The organism is Pontibacter sp. YIM B11418, assembly GCF_059278805.1.
In genome coordinates this window covers 303,838-320,710 of record NZ_JCAEMH010000005.1, presented here as the reverse complement: position 1 = coordinate 320,710, position 16,873 = coordinate 303,838, and the positions used below count along the sequence as shown (strand labels likewise).

General features: G+C 51.6%; 12 protein-coding genes and 1 tRNA gene. 6 read left to right on the top strand and 7 right to left on the bottom strand.

The window, feature by feature from the left end:
* Window positions 1–197 precede the first annotated feature (197 nt).
* The 4 genes from AC4QZR_RS14245 to AC4QZR_RS14230 form a co-directional block, all read right to left on the bottom strand.
* Window positions 198–1,703: a catalase gene (locus tag AC4QZR_RS14245; protein ID WP_494481514.1), complete on the bottom strand. Its 1,506-nt coding sequence runs from the start codon at window positions 1,701–1,703 to the stop codon at window positions 198–200.
* 119 nt (window positions 1,704–1,822) lie between these two features.
* Window positions 1,823–2,773, bottom strand: a complete 951-nt coding sequence (locus AC4QZR_RS14240; RefSeq protein WP_494481513.1) for a YeiH family protein — start codon at window positions 2,771–2,773, stop codon at window positions 1,823–1,825.
* Window positions 2,774–2,896: 123 nt separating this feature from the next.
* Window positions 2,897–4,045: a BamA/TamA family outer membrane protein gene (locus AC4QZR_RS14235; protein ID WP_494481512.1), complete on the bottom strand. Its 1,149-nt coding sequence runs from the start codon at window positions 4,043–4,045 to the stop codon at window positions 2,897–2,899.
* Between the two features lie 529 nt (window positions 4,046–4,574).
* On the bottom strand, window positions 4,575–5,645 hold the full coding sequence (locus AC4QZR_RS14230; protein ID WP_494481511.1) for a BamA/TamA family outer membrane protein: 1,071 nt from the start codon (window positions 5,643–5,645) through the stop codon (window positions 4,575–4,577).
* A gap of 296 nt (window positions 5,646–5,941) precedes the next feature.
* Between AC4QZR_RS14230 and AC4QZR_RS14225 the strand changes: the two genes are divergently transcribed.
* Both AC4QZR_RS14225 and AC4QZR_RS14220 read left to right on the top strand, forming a co-directional pair.
* Window positions 5,942–8,968: an amidohydrolase family protein gene (locus AC4QZR_RS14225; protein ID WP_494481510.1), complete on the top strand. Its 3,027-nt coding sequence runs from the start codon at window positions 5,942–5,944 to the stop codon at window positions 8,966–8,968.
* Window positions 8,969–9,066: 98 nt separating this feature from the next.
* Window positions 9,067–10,398, top strand: a complete 1,332-nt coding sequence (locus tag AC4QZR_RS14220) for an amidohydrolase family protein (protein ID WP_494481509.1) — start codon at window positions 9,067–9,069, stop codon at window positions 10,396–10,398.
* A 635-nt stretch (window positions 10,399–11,033) separates the two neighbouring features.
* Here AC4QZR_RS14220 and AC4QZR_RS14215 read toward each other — a convergent pair.
* Genes AC4QZR_RS14215 through AC4QZR_RS14205 form a run of 3 tightly spaced genes read right to left on the bottom strand, consistent with a single transcriptional unit; the run spans window position 11,034 to window position 14,635 of the window.
* Window positions 11,034–13,157, bottom strand: a complete 2,124-nt coding sequence (locus tag AC4QZR_RS14215; protein WP_494481508.1) for a ComEC/Rec2 family competence protein — start codon at window positions 13,155–13,157, stop codon at window positions 11,034–11,036.
* Window positions 13,157–13,585, bottom strand: a complete 429-nt coding sequence (locus AC4QZR_RS14210) for a GNAT family N-acetyltransferase (protein WP_494481507.1) — start codon at window positions 13,583–13,585, stop codon at window positions 13,157–13,159. The genes AC4QZR_RS14215 and AC4QZR_RS14210 overlap by 1 nt, the downstream gene beginning before the upstream one ends.
* 21 nt (window positions 13,586–13,606) lie before the next feature.
* Complete coding sequence (locus tag AC4QZR_RS14205; protein ID WP_494481506.1) at window positions 13,607–14,635, bottom strand: PhoH family protein; 1,029 nt, start codon at window positions 14,633–14,635, stop codon at window positions 13,607–13,609.
* A 97-nt stretch (window positions 14,636–14,732) separates the two neighbouring features.
* Here AC4QZR_RS14205 and AC4QZR_RS14200 point away from each other — a divergent pair, with 97 nt between their 5' ends.
* From AC4QZR_RS14200 to AC4QZR_RS14185, 4 genes are all read left to right on the top strand, one after another.
* The gene (locus tag AC4QZR_RS14200; RefSeq protein ID WP_494481505.1) at window positions 14,733–15,509 is read left to right on the top strand and encodes an SAM hydrolase/SAM-dependent halogenase family protein; all 777 of its coding nucleotides are present in this window, start codon (window positions 14,733–14,735) and stop codon (window positions 15,507–15,509) included.
* A 253-nt stretch (window positions 15,510–15,762) separates the two neighbouring features.
* Entirely contained in the window at window positions 15,763–16,053 is a 291-nt protein-coding gene (locus AC4QZR_RS14195) for a putative quinol monooxygenase (protein ID WP_494481504.1), read from the top strand.
* 137 nt (window positions 16,054–16,190) lie between these two features.
* Entirely contained in the window at window positions 16,191–16,721 is a 531-nt protein-coding gene (gene hscB, locus AC4QZR_RS14190) for a Fe-S protein assembly co-chaperone HscB (RefSeq protein WP_494481503.1), read from the top strand.
* Window positions 16,722–16,789: 68 nt separating this feature from the next.
* Window positions 16,790–16,873: transfer RNA gene (locus tag AC4QZR_RS14185), tRNA-Leu, on the top strand.

Below are 16,873 nucleotides of genomic sequence, written 5' to 3'. Positions count from 1 at the left end.
ATACAATTTTAAACCGCTTTAGGTTCCGGTGAAGTTGGCTGTAGCACAGGTATATCGAAACGGGTCAGGTATAGCGGAAAAAGTATATGCGTGTCCTGGTAAGCATGTGAGGTGGGTATGGATTTAATCAGGTTTCCTGAAACAGGAAAAGCCGGCACGGGGCCGGCTTTTCCATAGCACAAAATTATGGTGTCATCTTAGTGGGCTTGCACACCGCCTGTATGGGCGCTTACATCAACGCCCAGGCCTTGCGCTATACCTAGTCCGAGACCGATATCGGCGCGGAAGAAGTGACACAGTTGACGGTTTATAATCTCTGCCCGCTTCGGTCCGTCTATACCTTGCATGGCTCCCACGATGTTGCTGATGGTGTTTTTCTTCTCCTCCGGGGTCATCAAACGGTACAAATCGCCCGGCTGGGTATAGTGGTCGTTCTCGCCCTCGGCGTTGCGGTCGTACCAGTCGGCTACCACGTTGTTGCCCAGGTTTTGAGCAGGCTCTTTGTAAGTTTCGTCCGCTTTGATGTTGTCGAAAGAGTTCGGGAAATAATTCGGTGCGCTGCCGCCATTGCCATCTACCCGCATAGCGCCGTCGCGCTGGTAATTGTTTACTGCAAATGGACAACGGTTCACTGGAATCTGCTCATAATTTGCCCCGATGCGGTAGCGCTGCGCGTCCGGGTACGACAGGATGCGGCCCTGCAGCATGCGGTCAGGCGAAAAGCCGATGCCATCCACGAGGTGGGCCGGTGCAAAAGCAGCCTGCTCTACGTGCGCAAAGTAATTGTCCGGAACCTCGTTCAACTCCAGCACGCCCACATCAATCAGCGGATAGTCTTTCTGCGACCATACCTTGGTCAGGTCAAACGGATTCCACTTGTAGTTTGCAGCCTGGGCTTCCGGCATGATCTGTACTTTCAGAGTCCAGCGTGGGAAGTCGCCACGATCGATGGCTTCTACCAAATCGCGCTGCGCGTGGTCCGGGTCCATACCTTTCATCACGGTGGCTTCTGAATCTGTGAAATTCTGGATGCCTTGCAATGTCTTGAAATGGAATTTTACGAAGTAGCGCTCGTTTTCGTGGTTAATGAAAGAGAAGGTATGGCTACCAAAACCATGCATGTGGCGGTAAGAAAACGGCGTGCCACGGTCGCTCATCAGGATCATTACCTGGTGCAAACTTTCCGGGTTCAGTGACCAGAAATCCCATACCATGGTTGCGCTTTTGGTGTTGGTGCGCGGATCGCGTTTCTGGGTATGGATAAAGTCCGGGAATTTTTTCGGGTCCTTGATGAAGAACACCGGCGTGTTGTTGCCCACCAGATCCCAGTTACCTTCTTCGGTATAGAACTTTACGGCAAAACCACGCGGATCGCGCTCAGAGTCAGCACTGCCTTTTTCGCCGCCGACGGTAGAGAAACGCAGGAATACGCGGGTTTCTTTGCCGATCTCGCTGAATAATCTGGCTTTGGAATACCTGGTGATATCGTGGGTAACGGTAAAGGTGCCGTATGCGCCGGTGCCTTTGGCATGTACCACGCGCTCCGGGGTACGCTCACGGTTAAAGTGCGCCAGTTTTTCGTGCAGGATATAGTCTTCGAGCAGGATCGGGCCACGTGGACCGGCTGTCATACTGTTTTCGTGCTCGTAATATGGTTTGCCTGAGGCAGTAGTCAGTTTCTGATTTGGGTTCTCGGTACTCATATAGCGAAGGGTTTTGAGGTTTCTGTGCTGATTGATGCCTCAAAAGTATAGCCCTGTGCTATATAGATCAAATCGATTGATTTTATGATGGGATAGTATTTATCTATAACATGGCAAGATTAACCCAAACCGTAGATTACGGCCAGTGAAACCACCGAAATGATCAGCCACAAAATAACGCCCTGCCAGAAAGGTTTCGCGCTGATCGCTTTCAACGCACTTAAGCTAATGTTGGCACCGATCAGGAAAAGGCTGAGTAAAAGTCCTTTTTTGGCTAGTAGCACAATGGTTGGAGAAACAACTTCCACAGCAGGTATAAATGTGCTGATGACCGAGGCCAATACAAAAAGCAAAATGAAGGTTGGAATGCTCAATTTCTTTTTTCCGTCTTTGAACATTAAACCGGAAACCAGCACCAGCGGCACGATCCAAAGTGCACGGGTGAGTTTAAGGGTGGTCGCAATTTGCAGGGCTTCGTCGCCGTAGCGGGTGGCGGCGCCTACTACCGAACTGGTATCATGTATAGCAATGGCCGCCCAGGTGCCAAACTGCTCCTGGGAAAGTCCGAGTGCATTTCCGATTGGTGGAAAAATGAAAAGTGCCACCGCGTTCAAAACAAACACAATACCGAGCGCTACAGAAATTTCCTGATCGTTTGCCTTGATGGCCGGCGCCACTGCTGCAATGGCGCTGCCTCCGCAGATAGCCGTGCCCGACGAAACCAGGTGCGTGAGGCGCGGAGGGGTATAGAACAGTTTACCCAGCAACAGGCCGATCAGCATGGTACCGGCCAGCGAAACTAAGGTATAGACAATACCCATCAGTCCGGTTTCAGCCACCTGGTACAGGTCAATGCCAAAGCCTAGGCCTACCACCGCCGCCTGCAACAGGTATTTGGAAATTTTACCGGTATGCGCCTTAAACGGATTACCCAACAGCAGCCCAACAACTAACCCGGCCGCCAGAGCCATGGCTGAATTGAGCAACGATGTGAACAGAATCAGAAGAACAAAGGCTATGAAGATAGTTTTCTGGAGTAGGGGAGATGAGAGCGGAAAAAGTTTGGACATGCTTCGGGTGGCGTTTGGCTGATCGCTGACAAATTTACGCTTCTTTATCACTTTAGATATGTGACTTTTGTCGCATTCAGGCAGATAAAGAATTTGTAAGACCTTGCAGCAGGTATATCCGCACTAAAAAGCCTCCCCGATCATCACATAAAAATTCACGCCTTCACGCCCATACCCGATATCTGCCCGGATGTTGAGTTTTTGCTCGGGGTTCAGGGCATAGCGCAATCCGGTTCCGACGGAGTATTTGAGCGTAGAGAAATGCACGTCTTTTGGTTTATTGAATACATCGCCTATACCTGCAAAAGCCGCCATGCCAAAGCGCCAGAACAGCGGGAAGCGGTACTCCAGCTGCGTGCCGGCAAAGTTGTCTTCCAGAAAGCGGTTTTTGGCATAGCCGCGCAATATGCGGTCGCCCCCGGCCATGGCCATGCGCATGACAGGTATATCGCCGTTGTTGAGGGTGAAGCTTGTGTTATGCGCCAGAATGTGATTCGGTTTCAGCTGGAAATACTTCCGAAAGTCGAGGTTGAAATTGTTGTAGCCAAAGTCTCCACCGAACGTGCTGCCAAACCTGTACCCGGACATTTCGAGGTACGTGCCGCTACTGGCAAAGGCCACATTGTCACGACTGTCGAGCAGGAAAACAAGCCCCAGGCCGCTGTTCTGTCCACCCTGGTAGCCCGGAATCTGCTGGGTAAGCAGTTGGCTCTCTCTGTCTTCGTTAATCGGGTTGAGTTGGAGGTCGTAGTAGTTGGCGATCTGAAAGTCAGGTCCCAGGAAAGTGCGTGTTCCTACCTTTTTCAAAGCAGCCAGTCGGGCGCTCACATAATCGTATTCATAGATTTCCTCATCAGAAAGCGGCGTGTCGTTGCCAATACCATAAAATCGGTCGGTGTATACCCGGTGGCGCAGCTCGCCACGCAGCAGGAATTTTTCATCACGCGTAAAGATGGCCCAATCCAAGAGTTGGTCGGTTTGCTTGCGCAAGGTATAGTCCACGATCAGCCGCATGGTAGAGAGACGGGTATAGTCCTCGCCTTCGCTGTTTTTCAGTTTGAAGAAACCAAGCAGCGCCGCCCCAAATCCGAGCTTCGTGTCGGGGGTATAATAGAGCACCGGAATCGGAATCAGGCCCCGTGTTTTCTCAGCTTTTGGCGGAGTCATGTCAGGTATAGCATCGGCCTGTTGGTCCTGCGCCAGCACTTGGGTAGACGTGCCCAGCAGCAAACAGAATCCCAGCAAGCAGCTGGCAAGTGCATGTCGTTTCATAAAACTGAAAAGGTATAAGGTGAGGGGGTGGGTTCTGTGTTATAACAGGTATAAAGCAGGACTTTTCCAGTAGAAATGTAGGGAAGTTTAAGTGATTTTTGCTAGTAGTAAGGGGGATTTTTTTGTCTTGCTAGCAGGTATAGCTTCATGGCGCGAGCGTCCTTGCTCGTGACTGCTATCGTGGGGCCTTTGGCATGGGTATAGCTTTGTTGCTTTTGCATTTTGCAGGTATAGCAACTTGTATTGCTTTGTAGCTTGGCCTGGCCGGCCGGGCCCTACTTTTTTTCTTGACAAAAAAAGTAGGCAAAAAAGTCAAGACTCCCCAAACTCGCTGAACGCTCAAACAGTGGGTAGTCGTAATGGTGCACCTGGCTGAGGTGATCTGTTTCATAGCCTAAGGGGCAAGTTAGTCTTGTTGTACCTGCCAGTGGGCTGTGCTACGAAGCTATACCTGAGAACTGGCAGTGCGGAAAACTCCCCCTTTGAAGGGGGCAGGGGGATGTTAATCGTGCACACCTCCGGCTAACCCCTAAAACGCTTCCCCGATCATCAGATAAATATTGAATCCTTCGCGGCCATAGCCTATATCCAACCTCGAGTTAAGTTTCTGGTCGGGGCGAATGGCGTAGCGCAAGCCGGTGCCGAAGGAGTACTTCACGGTCGAAAAGCTGATGTCTTTTGGTTTGTCGAACACATCGCCTATACCTGCGAAGGCTGCTCCACCCAAACGCCAGAACAGCGGAAAGCGATACTCCACCTGTGTGCCGGCAAAGTGGTCGTCGTGGAAGCGGTTGCGGGCGTAGCCGCGCAGAATCTTGTCGCCGCCAGCGGTGGCCAGGCGCTGCACCGGCACTTCGCCTTCGTTTAGCCGGAGCATGGTGTTGGTAGCCAGCACGCGGTCATTGCCGAGGCCGTAATAGCGGTTAAATTCGAAGTTGAGGTTGTTGTAGCGGAAGTCGCTGCCGAAGGTCTTGCCGAAATGGTAACCCGATAGCTCCAGGTAAAAACCTTTGCTCGGATAAGCGGTGTTGTTGCGGTGGTCGATCAGGAAAATAGCGCCCAGGCCCACATTGCGCCCTTTTCTGTAACCGGGTAGCTGCTGCGAGAGCAACTGACTGTCTTCCTCCAGTTTTACATTATAATACTCCGTAAACTGAATGTCCGGCCCCAGGAAGCTGCGGAAGCCCACGTTTTTGAGCACTGCAATTTTCGCTGAAATCATATCATAATCATAGATCTCACGGTCGTCTTTGCGGCTATCGTTGCCGAGGCCGTAGAAACGATCGGTGTAAATGCGGTGCCGCAGCTCGCCACGCAGCATCAGACGCTCTTCGCGGGTAAAAATATTCCAGTACAGCCATTGGTCGGTTTGCTTGTTCAGGGTATAGTCCACCACCAGGCGGGCCAGCGAGAGGCGGGTATAGGTGGTGTCGGTATAGCTGCGAAGGCGGAAGTAACCCAGCAATGAGGCACCAAAGCCTAATTTGGTGTCGGGGGTATAGTAGAGGACGGGTGCAGGTATAAGCCCTTTTACGCTGCGCATGTCCGGCTTAGGCGGATCAACTGTTTTGTCTTCTACGGTTTGTTCCTGCGCCAACACAGGGGCAGATTTTAAAAAAAGTAATGCTACTAGCAGAGAGGCAAGGTATAGGTATAAGCGCATGCAAACGTTGTTTCTGGAACGGGTTCTTAAAATATCAGGAGTACATACGTAATGCAGCATTTCTGGTCTATACCGGGGTACTGCATTTGTAGATTATGGACGTTTCTATATTAGATAAAGTATATGGAGGTTGATCCTGAATATTTTATGAAGTTTTACAAGGAATTTTAAAGTGAAGATGTCTATATTGTGTTCTAAACCTAAACTAACCTCTTCTTCACCTTCACAGAACAATGAGAAAAATCTTAACCATTGCAGCTTGTCTCGCCCTGGGAGCAGCAGGCAGTGCGATGGCGCAGGAGACCTTTCCGCGCAATGGCGTGTATGACGAGCGCACCGGACTGGTAGCTCTCACCAACGCCACCATCCACACCGATTACAAAACCAAAATTGAAAACGCCACCCTCCTGATCCGCAATGGGAAGGTAGAGGCTGTGGGCACCAAAGTACAAGTCCCTGCCGGCGCTATCGTAGTGGATGCCAAGGGCAAGCACATCTACCCGGGCCTGGTGGATATGTTCACCAGCTACGGTTTGCCGGAAGTGCAGCCCGCCCGCCGCAACTGGACGGCACCACCGCAGGAAGAATCAACCAAGCAGGGTGCCTACAACTGGAACCAGGCCATTCGTCCGGAAACCAACGCGGTAGAGCTTTTTAAAGTAGACAAAAAACAGGCGGAGGAACTACGCAAGTTGGGCTTCGGTACCGTGCTGGCAGTGCACCGCGACGGTATTGCGCGTGGTACGGCCACACTGGTAACACTGGCTGATAAGCGCGAGAACGAAGTGATCCTGCTGGATAAGGCAGCCGCTGCGCTTTCGTTCGAAAAAGGTTCTTCGCCGCAGGATTACCCGAATTCCCTGATGGGTTCTATCGCCCTGTTGCGCCAGACGTACCTGGATGCGCAATGGAACAACATGAACCCGGGCCGTGAGCAGAACATTTCGCTGGCCGCTTTTACAGGTGCTAACAACTATCCACAGATATTCGAAGCGAACAGCAAACTGAACATGCTGCGTGCCGACAAGGTAGGCGACGAGTTCAGAAAGCAATACATCATCAAAGGTGGCGGCGACGAGTACCAGATGATCAAAGAGATCAAGGCGACCAATGCCCCGATCATCGTTCCTTTGAATTTCCCGGAGGCTTATAACGTGGAAGACCCGTATGATGCCCGTCGTGTGCCACTTGATGCGATGAAGCATTGGGAAATGGCCCCGTCCAACCCGGCAGCTTTGCAAAAAGCAGGTATACCGTTCGCTTTCACTACCGCCGACCTTAAAGACAAGAAAGATTTCCTGCCAAACCTGCGCAAAGCCATTGAGTATGGCCTGTCAGAAGAGGAAGCCCTGAAAGCACTAACCGCTACGCCGGCGCAGCTTCTGAAAGCCGACAAGCACGTAGGTAGCCTTGACAAAGGCAAACTGGCCAACTTCATCATCACGAGCGGCAACCTGTTTGCCGAAGACAATGTGATTCTGGAGAACTGGGTGCAGGGCAATCAATACAAGATCACAGAAGTACCCGCCGATTACCGTGGCGTGTATACCTTAAAAATCGGGCAGCAGCCGGAGCGCAAACTCCAGATTGCTGGCACACCTGAAAAACCGGAGCTGAAAGTAATCGGTCAGGACACCGTGACAGGCAAGATCACCGTTAGCGGCAACCTGGTAACGCTGTCATTCAACAAAGACAAGAAAAGCAAAGAAGCCATCCGTTTGAGCGGTTGGTATGCAGACAAGAACCTGCAGGGCGAAGGCCAACTGCCGGACGCATCACTGGTGAAATGGAACGCTAAGTTCTCTGAAGCCATGACCGAGAAAGCCAAGAAAGACGCGGCCAAAGAAAAGCAGGCAATTGAACTGGGTAACATGATCTATCCGTTCCAGGCCTTCGGACAAGCTGAGTTGCCAAAGCAGGAGACGGTGCTGATCAAAAATGCTACGGTATGGACGAACGAGAAAGAAGGCGTACTGCAGAATACCGACGTGGTGCTGAAAAATGGCAAGATCGCAAAAGTTGGCAAGAACCTGAGTGAGTCGGGTGCCCGCGTAATTGACGGAACAGGCAAGCACGTAACAGCTGGTATCATCGATGAGCACTCGCACATTGCGCTGCAGGGCGTGAACGAAGGTACGCAGGCCGTAACCGCCGAAGTACGTATGATGGACGTGCTGAACCATGAAGATCCGAACATCTACCGTCAGTTGGCTGGCGGCGTGACCACTTCGCAATTGCTGCACGGCTCTGCCAACCCGATCGGCGGCCAGTCGGCCCTTATTAAGCTGCGTTGGGGTAAGAGCCCAGATGAACTGTTTGTGGAAAATGCCGACGGCTTTATCAAATTCGCTTTGGGTGAAAACGTGAAGCATTCCAACCGCGCTCCTGCACACAACGTGCGCTTCCCGCAAACAAGAATGGGTGTGGAGCAGGTATACGTAGATGCTTTCCAGCGTGCCAAAGAGTACGAGCAGGCCTGGAAGAACTACAACAAAATGTCGAAGAAGCAGAAAGCTGCTGCCGGTGAGCCACGCCGCGACATCGAACTCGAGACCCTGGTAGAAATTCTGAACGGCAAGCGCCACATCACCTGCCACTCTTATGTGCAGTCCGAGATCAACATGATGATCAAAGTGGCCGACCAGATGGGCTTCAAAGTAAATACCTTTACCCACATCCTGGAAGGGTATAAAGTAGCTGACAAAATGCGCGACCACGGTGCAGGCGGTTCTACCTTCGCTGACTGGTGGGCTTATAAGATGGAGGTGAAAGACGCCATCCCGCAGAACGCCGGTATTATGCATCACCTTGGCGTGACGACGGCTATCAACTCTGATGATGCTGAAATGGCCCGCCGCCTGAACCAGGAAGCTGCCAAAAGCGTGAAGTATGCCGGTGTGAGCGAAGAGGATGCCCTGAAAATGGTGACCCTGAACCCAGCCAAACTCCTGCACCTGGACGACCGCATGGGTAGCATTAAAGTAGGCAAAGACGCCGACGTAGTGCTATGGAACAACCATCCGCTGTCGATCTACGCCCGTGCTGAAAAAACCTTTGTGGACGGCATCGCCTACTACGACCTGGAGCGTGACACGCAGATGCGTACCGAACTGGAGAAAGAGCGCATGCGCCTGGTGCAGAAGATGCTGCAGGCCAAAACAACTGGTGCCAGAACACAGGGCCCGCCAATGCGTCGCGCCTCTGTGGTACACTGCGAGGACGTAGAGCATCACGCGGAAGAGGACTACATGGCTTACTAAATTGTTAAATTGTAAAATGGCTAAATTGCTGTTTGGGAATTGTGAAAATCGCAAGCGAACTAACAATTTAACAATGCAGCAATCTAACAATCAATAAGATGAAAATTCACACAAGATATATTTCCGCTTTCGTGGCTCTTATGCTGAGTGTACCCGCCTTTGCGCAGGTGCCGGTGCCGGCCGCGAAGCAAAGTAAGCCTGTTCTGCTCACAGGTGCTACCCTGCACGTGGGCAACGGCAAGGTGGTAGAAAACGCCGCCGTTGGTTTCGACAATGGCAAGATCACCTATGCAGGTCCGTTGAGCGGCGCAAATCGCAACGGGCACGAAGTGATCGACGTGGCCGGGCAGCACATTTATCCGGGTCTGATCCAACCCAACTCACAGCTTGGTCTGAACGAAATCGAGAGCGTGCGTGCTACGTTGGATATGCGCGAGGTGGGGCAGTTTAACCCGAACGTGCGTGCCGTGGTAGCCTACAATACCGACTCTGATATTGCCCCGACCATACGTGCCAATGGCGTTTTGATGACGCAGGTAACGCCGGTGGGCGGCACGATTTCGGGTTCTTCGTCGGTCGTGCAACTGGACGCCTGGAACTGGGAAGATGCCATTGTGAAAGCCGACATAGGTATACACCTGAGCTGGCCCAACATGATCATCAACACAGGTATGGCACCTAACCCGCGCATGGCCAGCATGGGCCAGAACCGCGAGCAGGCCATTGTCGAGCTGGGTCAGTTGCTGCGAGATGCTTCGGTGTACAAGCAGGCCAAAAACGAAAGAGAGAACCTGAAGCTATCCTCGCTGACAGGTTTATTCGACGGCTCTAAAAAGCTATACCTGCACGCCAACTATGGCAAGGAGATCATTGAAGGCGTAAACTTCGTGAAGCAGCACGGCGTGAAGGACATCGTAGTTGTCGGCGCCCGCGACGCAGTTGCCGTAGCCGATTTCCTGAAAGCTAACAACATTGCTGTGATCTATTCTGGCGTACATGCTCTGCCCTCCCGTTCTGACGAGGATGTGGACATGCCATACAAAACGCCATACCTGTTGCAGAAGGCCGGTATCCCTTTCGCGCTGGACTATGACCTGAGCACACACGGCATCCGTAACCTGCCTTTTATAGCCGGTACGGCCGTAGCCCACGGTCTTGATAAGGAGCAGGCACTGGCTGCAATCACCCTCAACACAGCCAAAATCCTGGGCGTAGACCAGCAGGTAGGTTCTGTTGAAGTAGGCAAAGACGCGACCATCGTAGTTTCTGCCGGTGATATCCTGGACATGCGCACCAACAATGTAACGCACGCCTTCATCCAAGGCCGCAAGATCGACCTGAACGACAAGCAGAAGTACCTCTACGAGAAGTTCAACGGCAAGTACCAGACAGAGCAGCCTGCTACTGCAGGTCCAAAAGCTCAGAAATAAAATTTTACACTCTCACCTTAAACGAAAGAGCGCTGCCCGGTTGAGGCGGCGCTTTTTGTTTTTGCTGCTTTCGGAGTGTTGTGCTGGCGCGAGCGTCCACGCTCGTGTCTACTATAGTGGGGCCTCTGGCCCAGGTATAGGTATAGCGGGAATGTGGTTTTGCATGGGGCCAGTTTTTAACTGGCGTAGCGGCAGCTTTTGCAGGTATAGCAACCTGTAATGTTTTATAGCTTCGCCTGTGCGGCGGGCACCTACTTTTTTCCTTGATGAAAAAAGTAGGCAAAAAAATCAAGACGCTCCAAACTCGCTGACCGCTCGAACAGTGGAGCGCCGTAAAGTGCACCTGGCTAATGCTATCTGCTTTGTTGCTTCCGTGCAAGGATGTCTTGCTATACCTGCCAGTGATATTTGCATTAACTGAAACTACTGCGCTTATTCCTGGAGATTAAGATTGTCGGAAATTCCCCTCTTGAGAAGGGCAGGGGTGTGTTAATCGTGCACACGAAACTGCAGCTACAAAGCTTATACCTGAAGAATTGGCAGTAGCAGAAACTCCCCCTTCGAAGGGGGCAGGGGGATGTAATCGTGCCCAAGAATCTTATTAAAAACCCCGAGATAGACCCCTAACAAATCCGCTACAACTCCACCACCAACGCCCCTAACTCCGTCACATCATAAAACGCTATACCTGCCTCTGCTAGTTGTGGCCTTAATCGCTGCAGGTACCGGGGGGCATTGGAGGCGTCGAGTACCAACTGTTTGAAGCGGAAGGGCTGCAGTTCCTCGGGCTTTATTCGCACGTTTTGGGTGATCAGGAGGTAGTCAACTTCAAAATCGGGGAGTGGCTGCACCTTGATCGGTTTCGAAACCACTAGCAGGCGCTTACCCTGCCAAACAAGCAGGCTGTTGCTGTCAGGTAGTATCACGTGGCTTATACCTGTAGTTGAAGCATCTGTGAAGGTATAGGTATTGGCGAAGGTATAGGTATTGGCTTGTTGCACACCTTTGTTCCACAGGTAGGGCTGAATATTAAAGGTATAGTTCTGTGGAGCCAGCGGTTGGTCGCTTAATACTGCTCCCTGCTGTCCGCGTACAAAGCTGAGCGCAGTGGCGTTGCGCATGTTGTAGACCACTAAACTACGTTGGTTGCGCTGTGCGCTTATCTCCAAAATTTCCTGTGTTGCAAGCACTGCAATCACCATAGTAGCCAAAGCAAAGTAGCGGAGTTTTTTGTAGGCGAAAAATAGAATAATGAGGAGCATCAGGGCATAAAGCAGCCAGGCTTGAATATAGCTGATATCGATGCCATTAATCAGGGCCTCCGGAAGCTGGTGCACCCTTATGGTGAATTCGTTCATGAACCAGATGGACCAGAAATGGGATTGGAAAACCAACTCTGATAGAAATGGTATCCATGAGAAAGCCAGCGCCGCCACACCGGTATACAGCGCCAGGGTGGAAAGCGGTACCACGACCAGGTTGGCCAGCCAGAAGTAGACCGGGAACTGGTGAAAGTACAGCAGGCCCAGCGGGAAGGTAATGAGCTGTGCAGCCACAGAAATCGTGAACAAGGCCCATACCTTATCTAGGAGCCAGTTATCAAATACTAAAGTTTTGTAGAGCAGCGGCTGCAGGTATACGATGCCGAGCACGGCCAGGAAGGAAAGCTGAAACCCGACGTCCAGCAGGTAGTAAGGTTCGTAGAGCAGCAGGAAAAAGGCCGCTATACCTAGTGTATTGTAGATGTTGGGGCGTCGGCTGATGGTGCGCGCTACCGTTACCAAACTGAACATGACCACAGCCCGGAGCACCGAGGGAGAAAGACCCGTGATAAAGGCATACATCCACAGAAAAGCAATCAGGAAAGCAGCTACGGCTATTTTTTGGCGGCGTGTGCTGTTCACATAGACCAGGAACAGCATCAGCACACCATAGATCAGGCCCACGTGCAGCCCTGATACGGCCAGCACGTGCGTAGTGCCGGTGTTGTTGTATACCTTCAGAATCTCGTTATCCAGTTCGTCTTTTACACCCAGCAGCAACGCCGAGGAAATGCCATATTCGCGACGCTCTTCTATAGATTCTTTCAGCAGCACGTCCAGTTTGCGACGAAGTTGAATGCTGTAGTGTAGGACCGGATTGGGCGGATCGGAGCCTATGAACTGGTACTGCTGCGGTTGCAGAAAATGGCGGTGGTATACCTGTTTGTTGGCCAGGTATTGGCGATAGTCGAACTGGTTGGGGTTGGCGGGCGGGGCCACAGGCAGAGGCGCTCCTTTTATCAATAATCTGTCGCCATAGTTCACTTCATACTCCCGTTTAGAGTCATGGGGTATGGAGAGCTGTACCCGGCCTTCTGCAACCTGCCACTGGCCGTTTCCCTGCACCTGTTCTATTTGGAGCACCGTGTTCTGGTAGCCGGGTTTCTGCACCACGTAATCATCCACGACACCAACATAGTAAGCGGGCGTAGCAGAGAGCTTGCTCAGGTGCAGCGGGCGATACGCTTCGGTATGCTGGTGCGTGACCCATACACCGCCCGCTACAAAGCAAAACAGCCCGGCTATACCTGCCAGCGTGTTGGCTTCTACTGACTTCAACCGGCGTGCGACAAGGTATAGCACCAGGTAAAGGGCAACAAAAAAGGCAAAGAGCTCAGGGCTATACCTGAACTCTTTGCCTGTGTACAGGTACACGAGTATACCTGCTATAAAGCTAAGAACAATGCGAACAAAAGGGTAGGGAGCCCACCGTTTCATCAGCCCTTAAAGACCATTTTGTAGTGCTGTATATCGCACTCCGTGAACATGTTGCCTTCGGCCACAAAGCCGTGGCGCTTGTAGAAGTTAACGGCAGGCAACTGTGCGTTCAGGTATACCTTGCTGTGGGCATGGTCGGTCTGCACATCCTGCAGAACGGCCTGTAACAGCGCAGCACCCACTTGCCGGTTGCGGTACTGAGCCAGCACGGCAAAGCGCTCCAGTTTTATACCTAGCTCCGTCTGGCGCCAGCGGGCAGCGCCGCAGGGTATACCCTCGCAGGTAGCCAGGTAGTGACGGGCCGCGGACTCATACTGGTCACGTTCCGCCTCACGGGGCACCTGCTGCTCTTCTACAAAAACCTGTTCACGTATGCTGAACGCGGCAGACCTATCCTGCTCACGTTCAGCACGTATTACCTCAATCATCTTGTGTTATCCGATCAGCTGCTATACCTTTCTTTTGCGGCCATTCACGCTCACGAGAGTGCCTTCTTCAGCGGCTTCAGCCTCGAGTCTGGCGGCTTGCCGAACCTCGTCTGCTTTGGTATAGGCCTCCACAATGTCGCGCACCAAACGGTGACGCATTACGTCTTCCGGCTGCATCTCGATGAAACCGATCCCTTTGATATCGCGCAAGGTATGCAGGGCATCAATAAGTCCGGATTTCTGGCGATGCGGCAAGTCGATCTGTGAACGGTCGCCGTTGATCATGACCTTCGAGGTAGGGCCCATACGGGTCAGGAACATCTTGATCTGCGCCGGCGTCGTGTTTTGCGCCTCATCCAGCAATACAAAGGCATTGCTCAGGGTACGGCCACGCATGTAAGCCAGCGGTGCGATCTCAATTATCTTGCTTTCCTGGTAGTATTTGAGCTTTTCCATCGGGATCATGTCCTCCAGGGCGTCGTAGATCGGGCGCAGATACGGGTCCACCTTCTCTTTCATGTCGCCCGGAAGAAAGCCCAGGTTTTCGCCGGCTTCCACCACAGGGCGGGAGATGATGATCTTCTTTACCTCTTTGTTCTTGAGCGCGCGCACAGCCATGGCCACCGAGATATACGTTTTGCCGGTACCTGCAGGCCCCAGCGCAAACACCAGGTCATTGTTCTCCACCAGGTCTACCAGTTTTTTCTGGTTAGGCGTCTTGGCTTTGATAATGCCGCCCTTGCTGCCGTATACAATCACGTCCGGTGAAGTGACGATCACATCTTCCTCCGTAAAAGAGTCGGATGAAAGGTATCTATTTACGCTGTTATGCGTAATCTTCCCGAACTTGTGATAGTGATCGATCAGCGAAGAAAGGATCTCGTGTATTTTGGTTATCTCGGGCGTCTGCCCCTGAATTTTGATTTCGTTGCCTCTGGATATGATCTTGCTGCTCGGAAATGCGGCTGCAAGCTGCTTGATATTCTGATTCTCTGTCCCCAGAAAATCGATAAGAGAGATATTCTCTAATGTTATTACTTTCTCTACCAAATGTTTAAGCTTATATAGTACGTTGGTAATATATTCTGTAAATTAGCTAAAATTGTTACAATATGATGACAAATCTACTTAAATTATAGTTCGCTCTATGGCTGTAATTACATTCACCTCCGACTTTGGTTATACCGACCATTATGCGGCTGCTGTTAAGGCCGCCATGCTGTCGCTGCAGCCACAGGCCCGTATTGTGGACATTTCGCATGGCATCGAGCCGTTCAACATTCCGCAGGCCGAATACGTGATCGGCTCCGTTTTCCGTGAATTTCCGGAAGGCACCGTGCACCTGATCGCCGTAGATACGCACGGTTGCAAACAGGGCAAATATCATGCTGCAAAATACAAAGGGCACTACTTTTTGCTGGCTGACAATGGTCTGCTTTCCCTGCTCACCGACGGCCAGGCCGAAATTGTGGTAGAGCTGCAAACCGATGAGGCTGTACTGCCTTTCCCGGCCAAAGAACTGCTGGCTCCTGCCGCACTCTTCCTGGCAAAGGGGGGCGACATTGATGTGCTGGGTGAGCGGACCACTAGTTATAAGCAGCTCATGAACCGCCAGTTGCGCCTCAACGACCACGCTGTAACAGGGCACGTCATTCATGTGGACCGCTACGGCAACCTGATCACCAACATCACCAAAGACAGCGTGGAAACCATAGCGCATGGCCGTACTTATACCGTGCACTTTGGTCGCGAAACAGTTGGTCGCATCCATCAGAACTATACTCAGGTAGAAGACGGCGATTGCTGCTGCCTTTACAACCACCTCGGCCAGCTCTGCATCGGCATCAACAAAGGCAACGCCGCCGAACTGCTCGGCCTCGGTTTCGACTCGCAGGTTGACGTGCGGTTTTACCCGGGAGGGTAGGGGATTGAGTGAGTTAGTGATGGAGTGATTGAGTGGATGAGTGAATGAGTGATTGAGTGAGTTTTTTGATTTGGTGGTTGATTGATGGGGAGAATGGGGTGATCTTACACTTCTACATGAAATGGGTTCTGGAGTTTATGGCATAAGCTATACCTTTGTGTGCATATTTGGATTGAGTAGTTGAGCAAACAACAAAGCCACTCATCCACCCAATTAAAAATCACTCAATCACTCAACCACTCCATCACTCAATATGCTTATTCGCATAGTACGCATGACCTTTCAGCCGGAGAAGACAGATGATTTTCTGGAGATTTTCCGCAATTCCAAAGACAAGATCAGGGCCTTTGAGGGCTGCAACCATGTAGAGCTGCTGCAGGACCTCAACCACCCGAATATCTACAGCACCTACAGCCTCTGGGACTCCGAGGAGGACCTCAACAACTACCGCGACTCTGTACTTTTTGGTCAGGTATGGAAAGCCACCAAAGCCCTTTTTGCCGATAAACCGCAGGCCTGGTCGAATGTGACAGTGAACATTTAAACCGTGATCAGTTACCCGTAAACAATTTGCAGGTATAGCCGTGATGTTTGTGACAGTTTAAACAATCCAACTGCTTTTCCTGTACCTTTGCTACGTATACCTGATAACTGTTTATTGCTAACTGTTAACTGTAAAAAATGAATTACTTCGAGCTATACCATATACCTGAGAGTTTTTTGCCGGACGAGAAAGCGATCAAGCGTCGCTATTACGAACTGAGCCGCGAGTATCATCCGGACTTTTATGCCAACGAAGACCTGGGCACGCAGCAGAAGATACTGGAAATGTCCACACTCAACACCAATGCCTATCGTACCCTCGGCGATGCCGACCTGCGCATGCAGTACATCCTGAAAGAGCACGGTGTACTGGAGGAAGGCAAAAACGAACTACCCGGCGATTTCCTGATGGAAATGATGGAGCTGAACGAGGAGCTGATGGAGCTGGAGTTTGACTTCGATGCCGCCAAGCTGCACGAAATAGGGGAGAAGAGCACAGGCGCCATGGCCCAGCTGGAAAATGATATATTGCCGGTGCTCCAGCGATACCCTGAGCTTCATGGAGTTACCAAAGAAGAGGCCCTGCAGGAGGTTAAAACCTACTATTTGAAGAAAAAATATTTGTTGCGTATTCAGGAAACTTTATCTAAGTTTGCAACCCGTTCCTGATAGTCGATCAGGTACAAACGTTCGCTTCCGGCCCCAGGTGCTATACCTGAAACCGGTCAGAACAAAATGCCTTGGTGGCGGAATTGGTAGACGCGCTGGTCTCAAACACCTGTGAGGTTACACTCGTGCCGGTTCGACTCCGGCCCAAGGTA

Excerpts from the sequence above, each read along its gene's own strand:
- AC4QZR_RS14240 (WP_494481513.1), bottom strand. The coding sequence starts at position 2,773 with ATGTCCAAACTTTTTCCGCTCTCATCTCCCCTACTCCAGAAAACTATC.
- AC4QZR_RS14195 (WP_494481504.1), top strand. The coding sequence starts at position 15,763 with ATGCTTATTCGCATAGTACGCATGACCTTTCAGCCGGAGAAGACAGAT.
- AC4QZR_RS14225 (WP_494481510.1), top strand. The coding sequence starts at position 5,942 with ATGAGAAAAATCTTAACCATTGCAGCTTGTCTCGCCCTGGGAGCAGCA.
- AC4QZR_RS14200 (WP_494481505.1), top strand. The coding sequence starts at position 14,733 with ATGGCTGTAATTACATTCACCTCCGACTTTGGTTATACCGACCATTAT.
- AC4QZR_RS14220 (WP_494481509.1), top strand. The coding sequence starts at position 9,067 with ATGAAAATTCACACAAGATATATTTCCGCTTTCGTGGCTCTTATGCTG.
- hscB (WP_494481503.1), top strand. The coding sequence starts at position 16,191 with ATGAATTACTTCGAGCTATACCATATACCTGAGAGTTTTTTGCCGGAC.
- AC4QZR_RS14235 (WP_494481512.1), bottom strand. The coding sequence starts at position 4,045 with ATGAAACGACATGCACTTGCCAGCTGCTTGCTGGGATTCTGTTTGCTG.
- AC4QZR_RS14210 (WP_494481507.1), bottom strand. The coding sequence starts at position 13,585 with ATGATTGAGGTAATACGTGCTGAACGTGAGCAGGATAGGTCTGCCGCG.
- AC4QZR_RS14245 (WP_494481514.1), bottom strand. The coding sequence starts at position 1,703 with ATGAGTACCGAGAACCCAAATCAGAAACTGACTACTGCCTCAGGCAAA.
- AC4QZR_RS14215 (WP_494481508.1), bottom strand. The coding sequence starts at position 13,157 with ATGAAACGGTGGGCTCCCTACCCTTTTGTTCGCATTGTTCTTAGCTTT.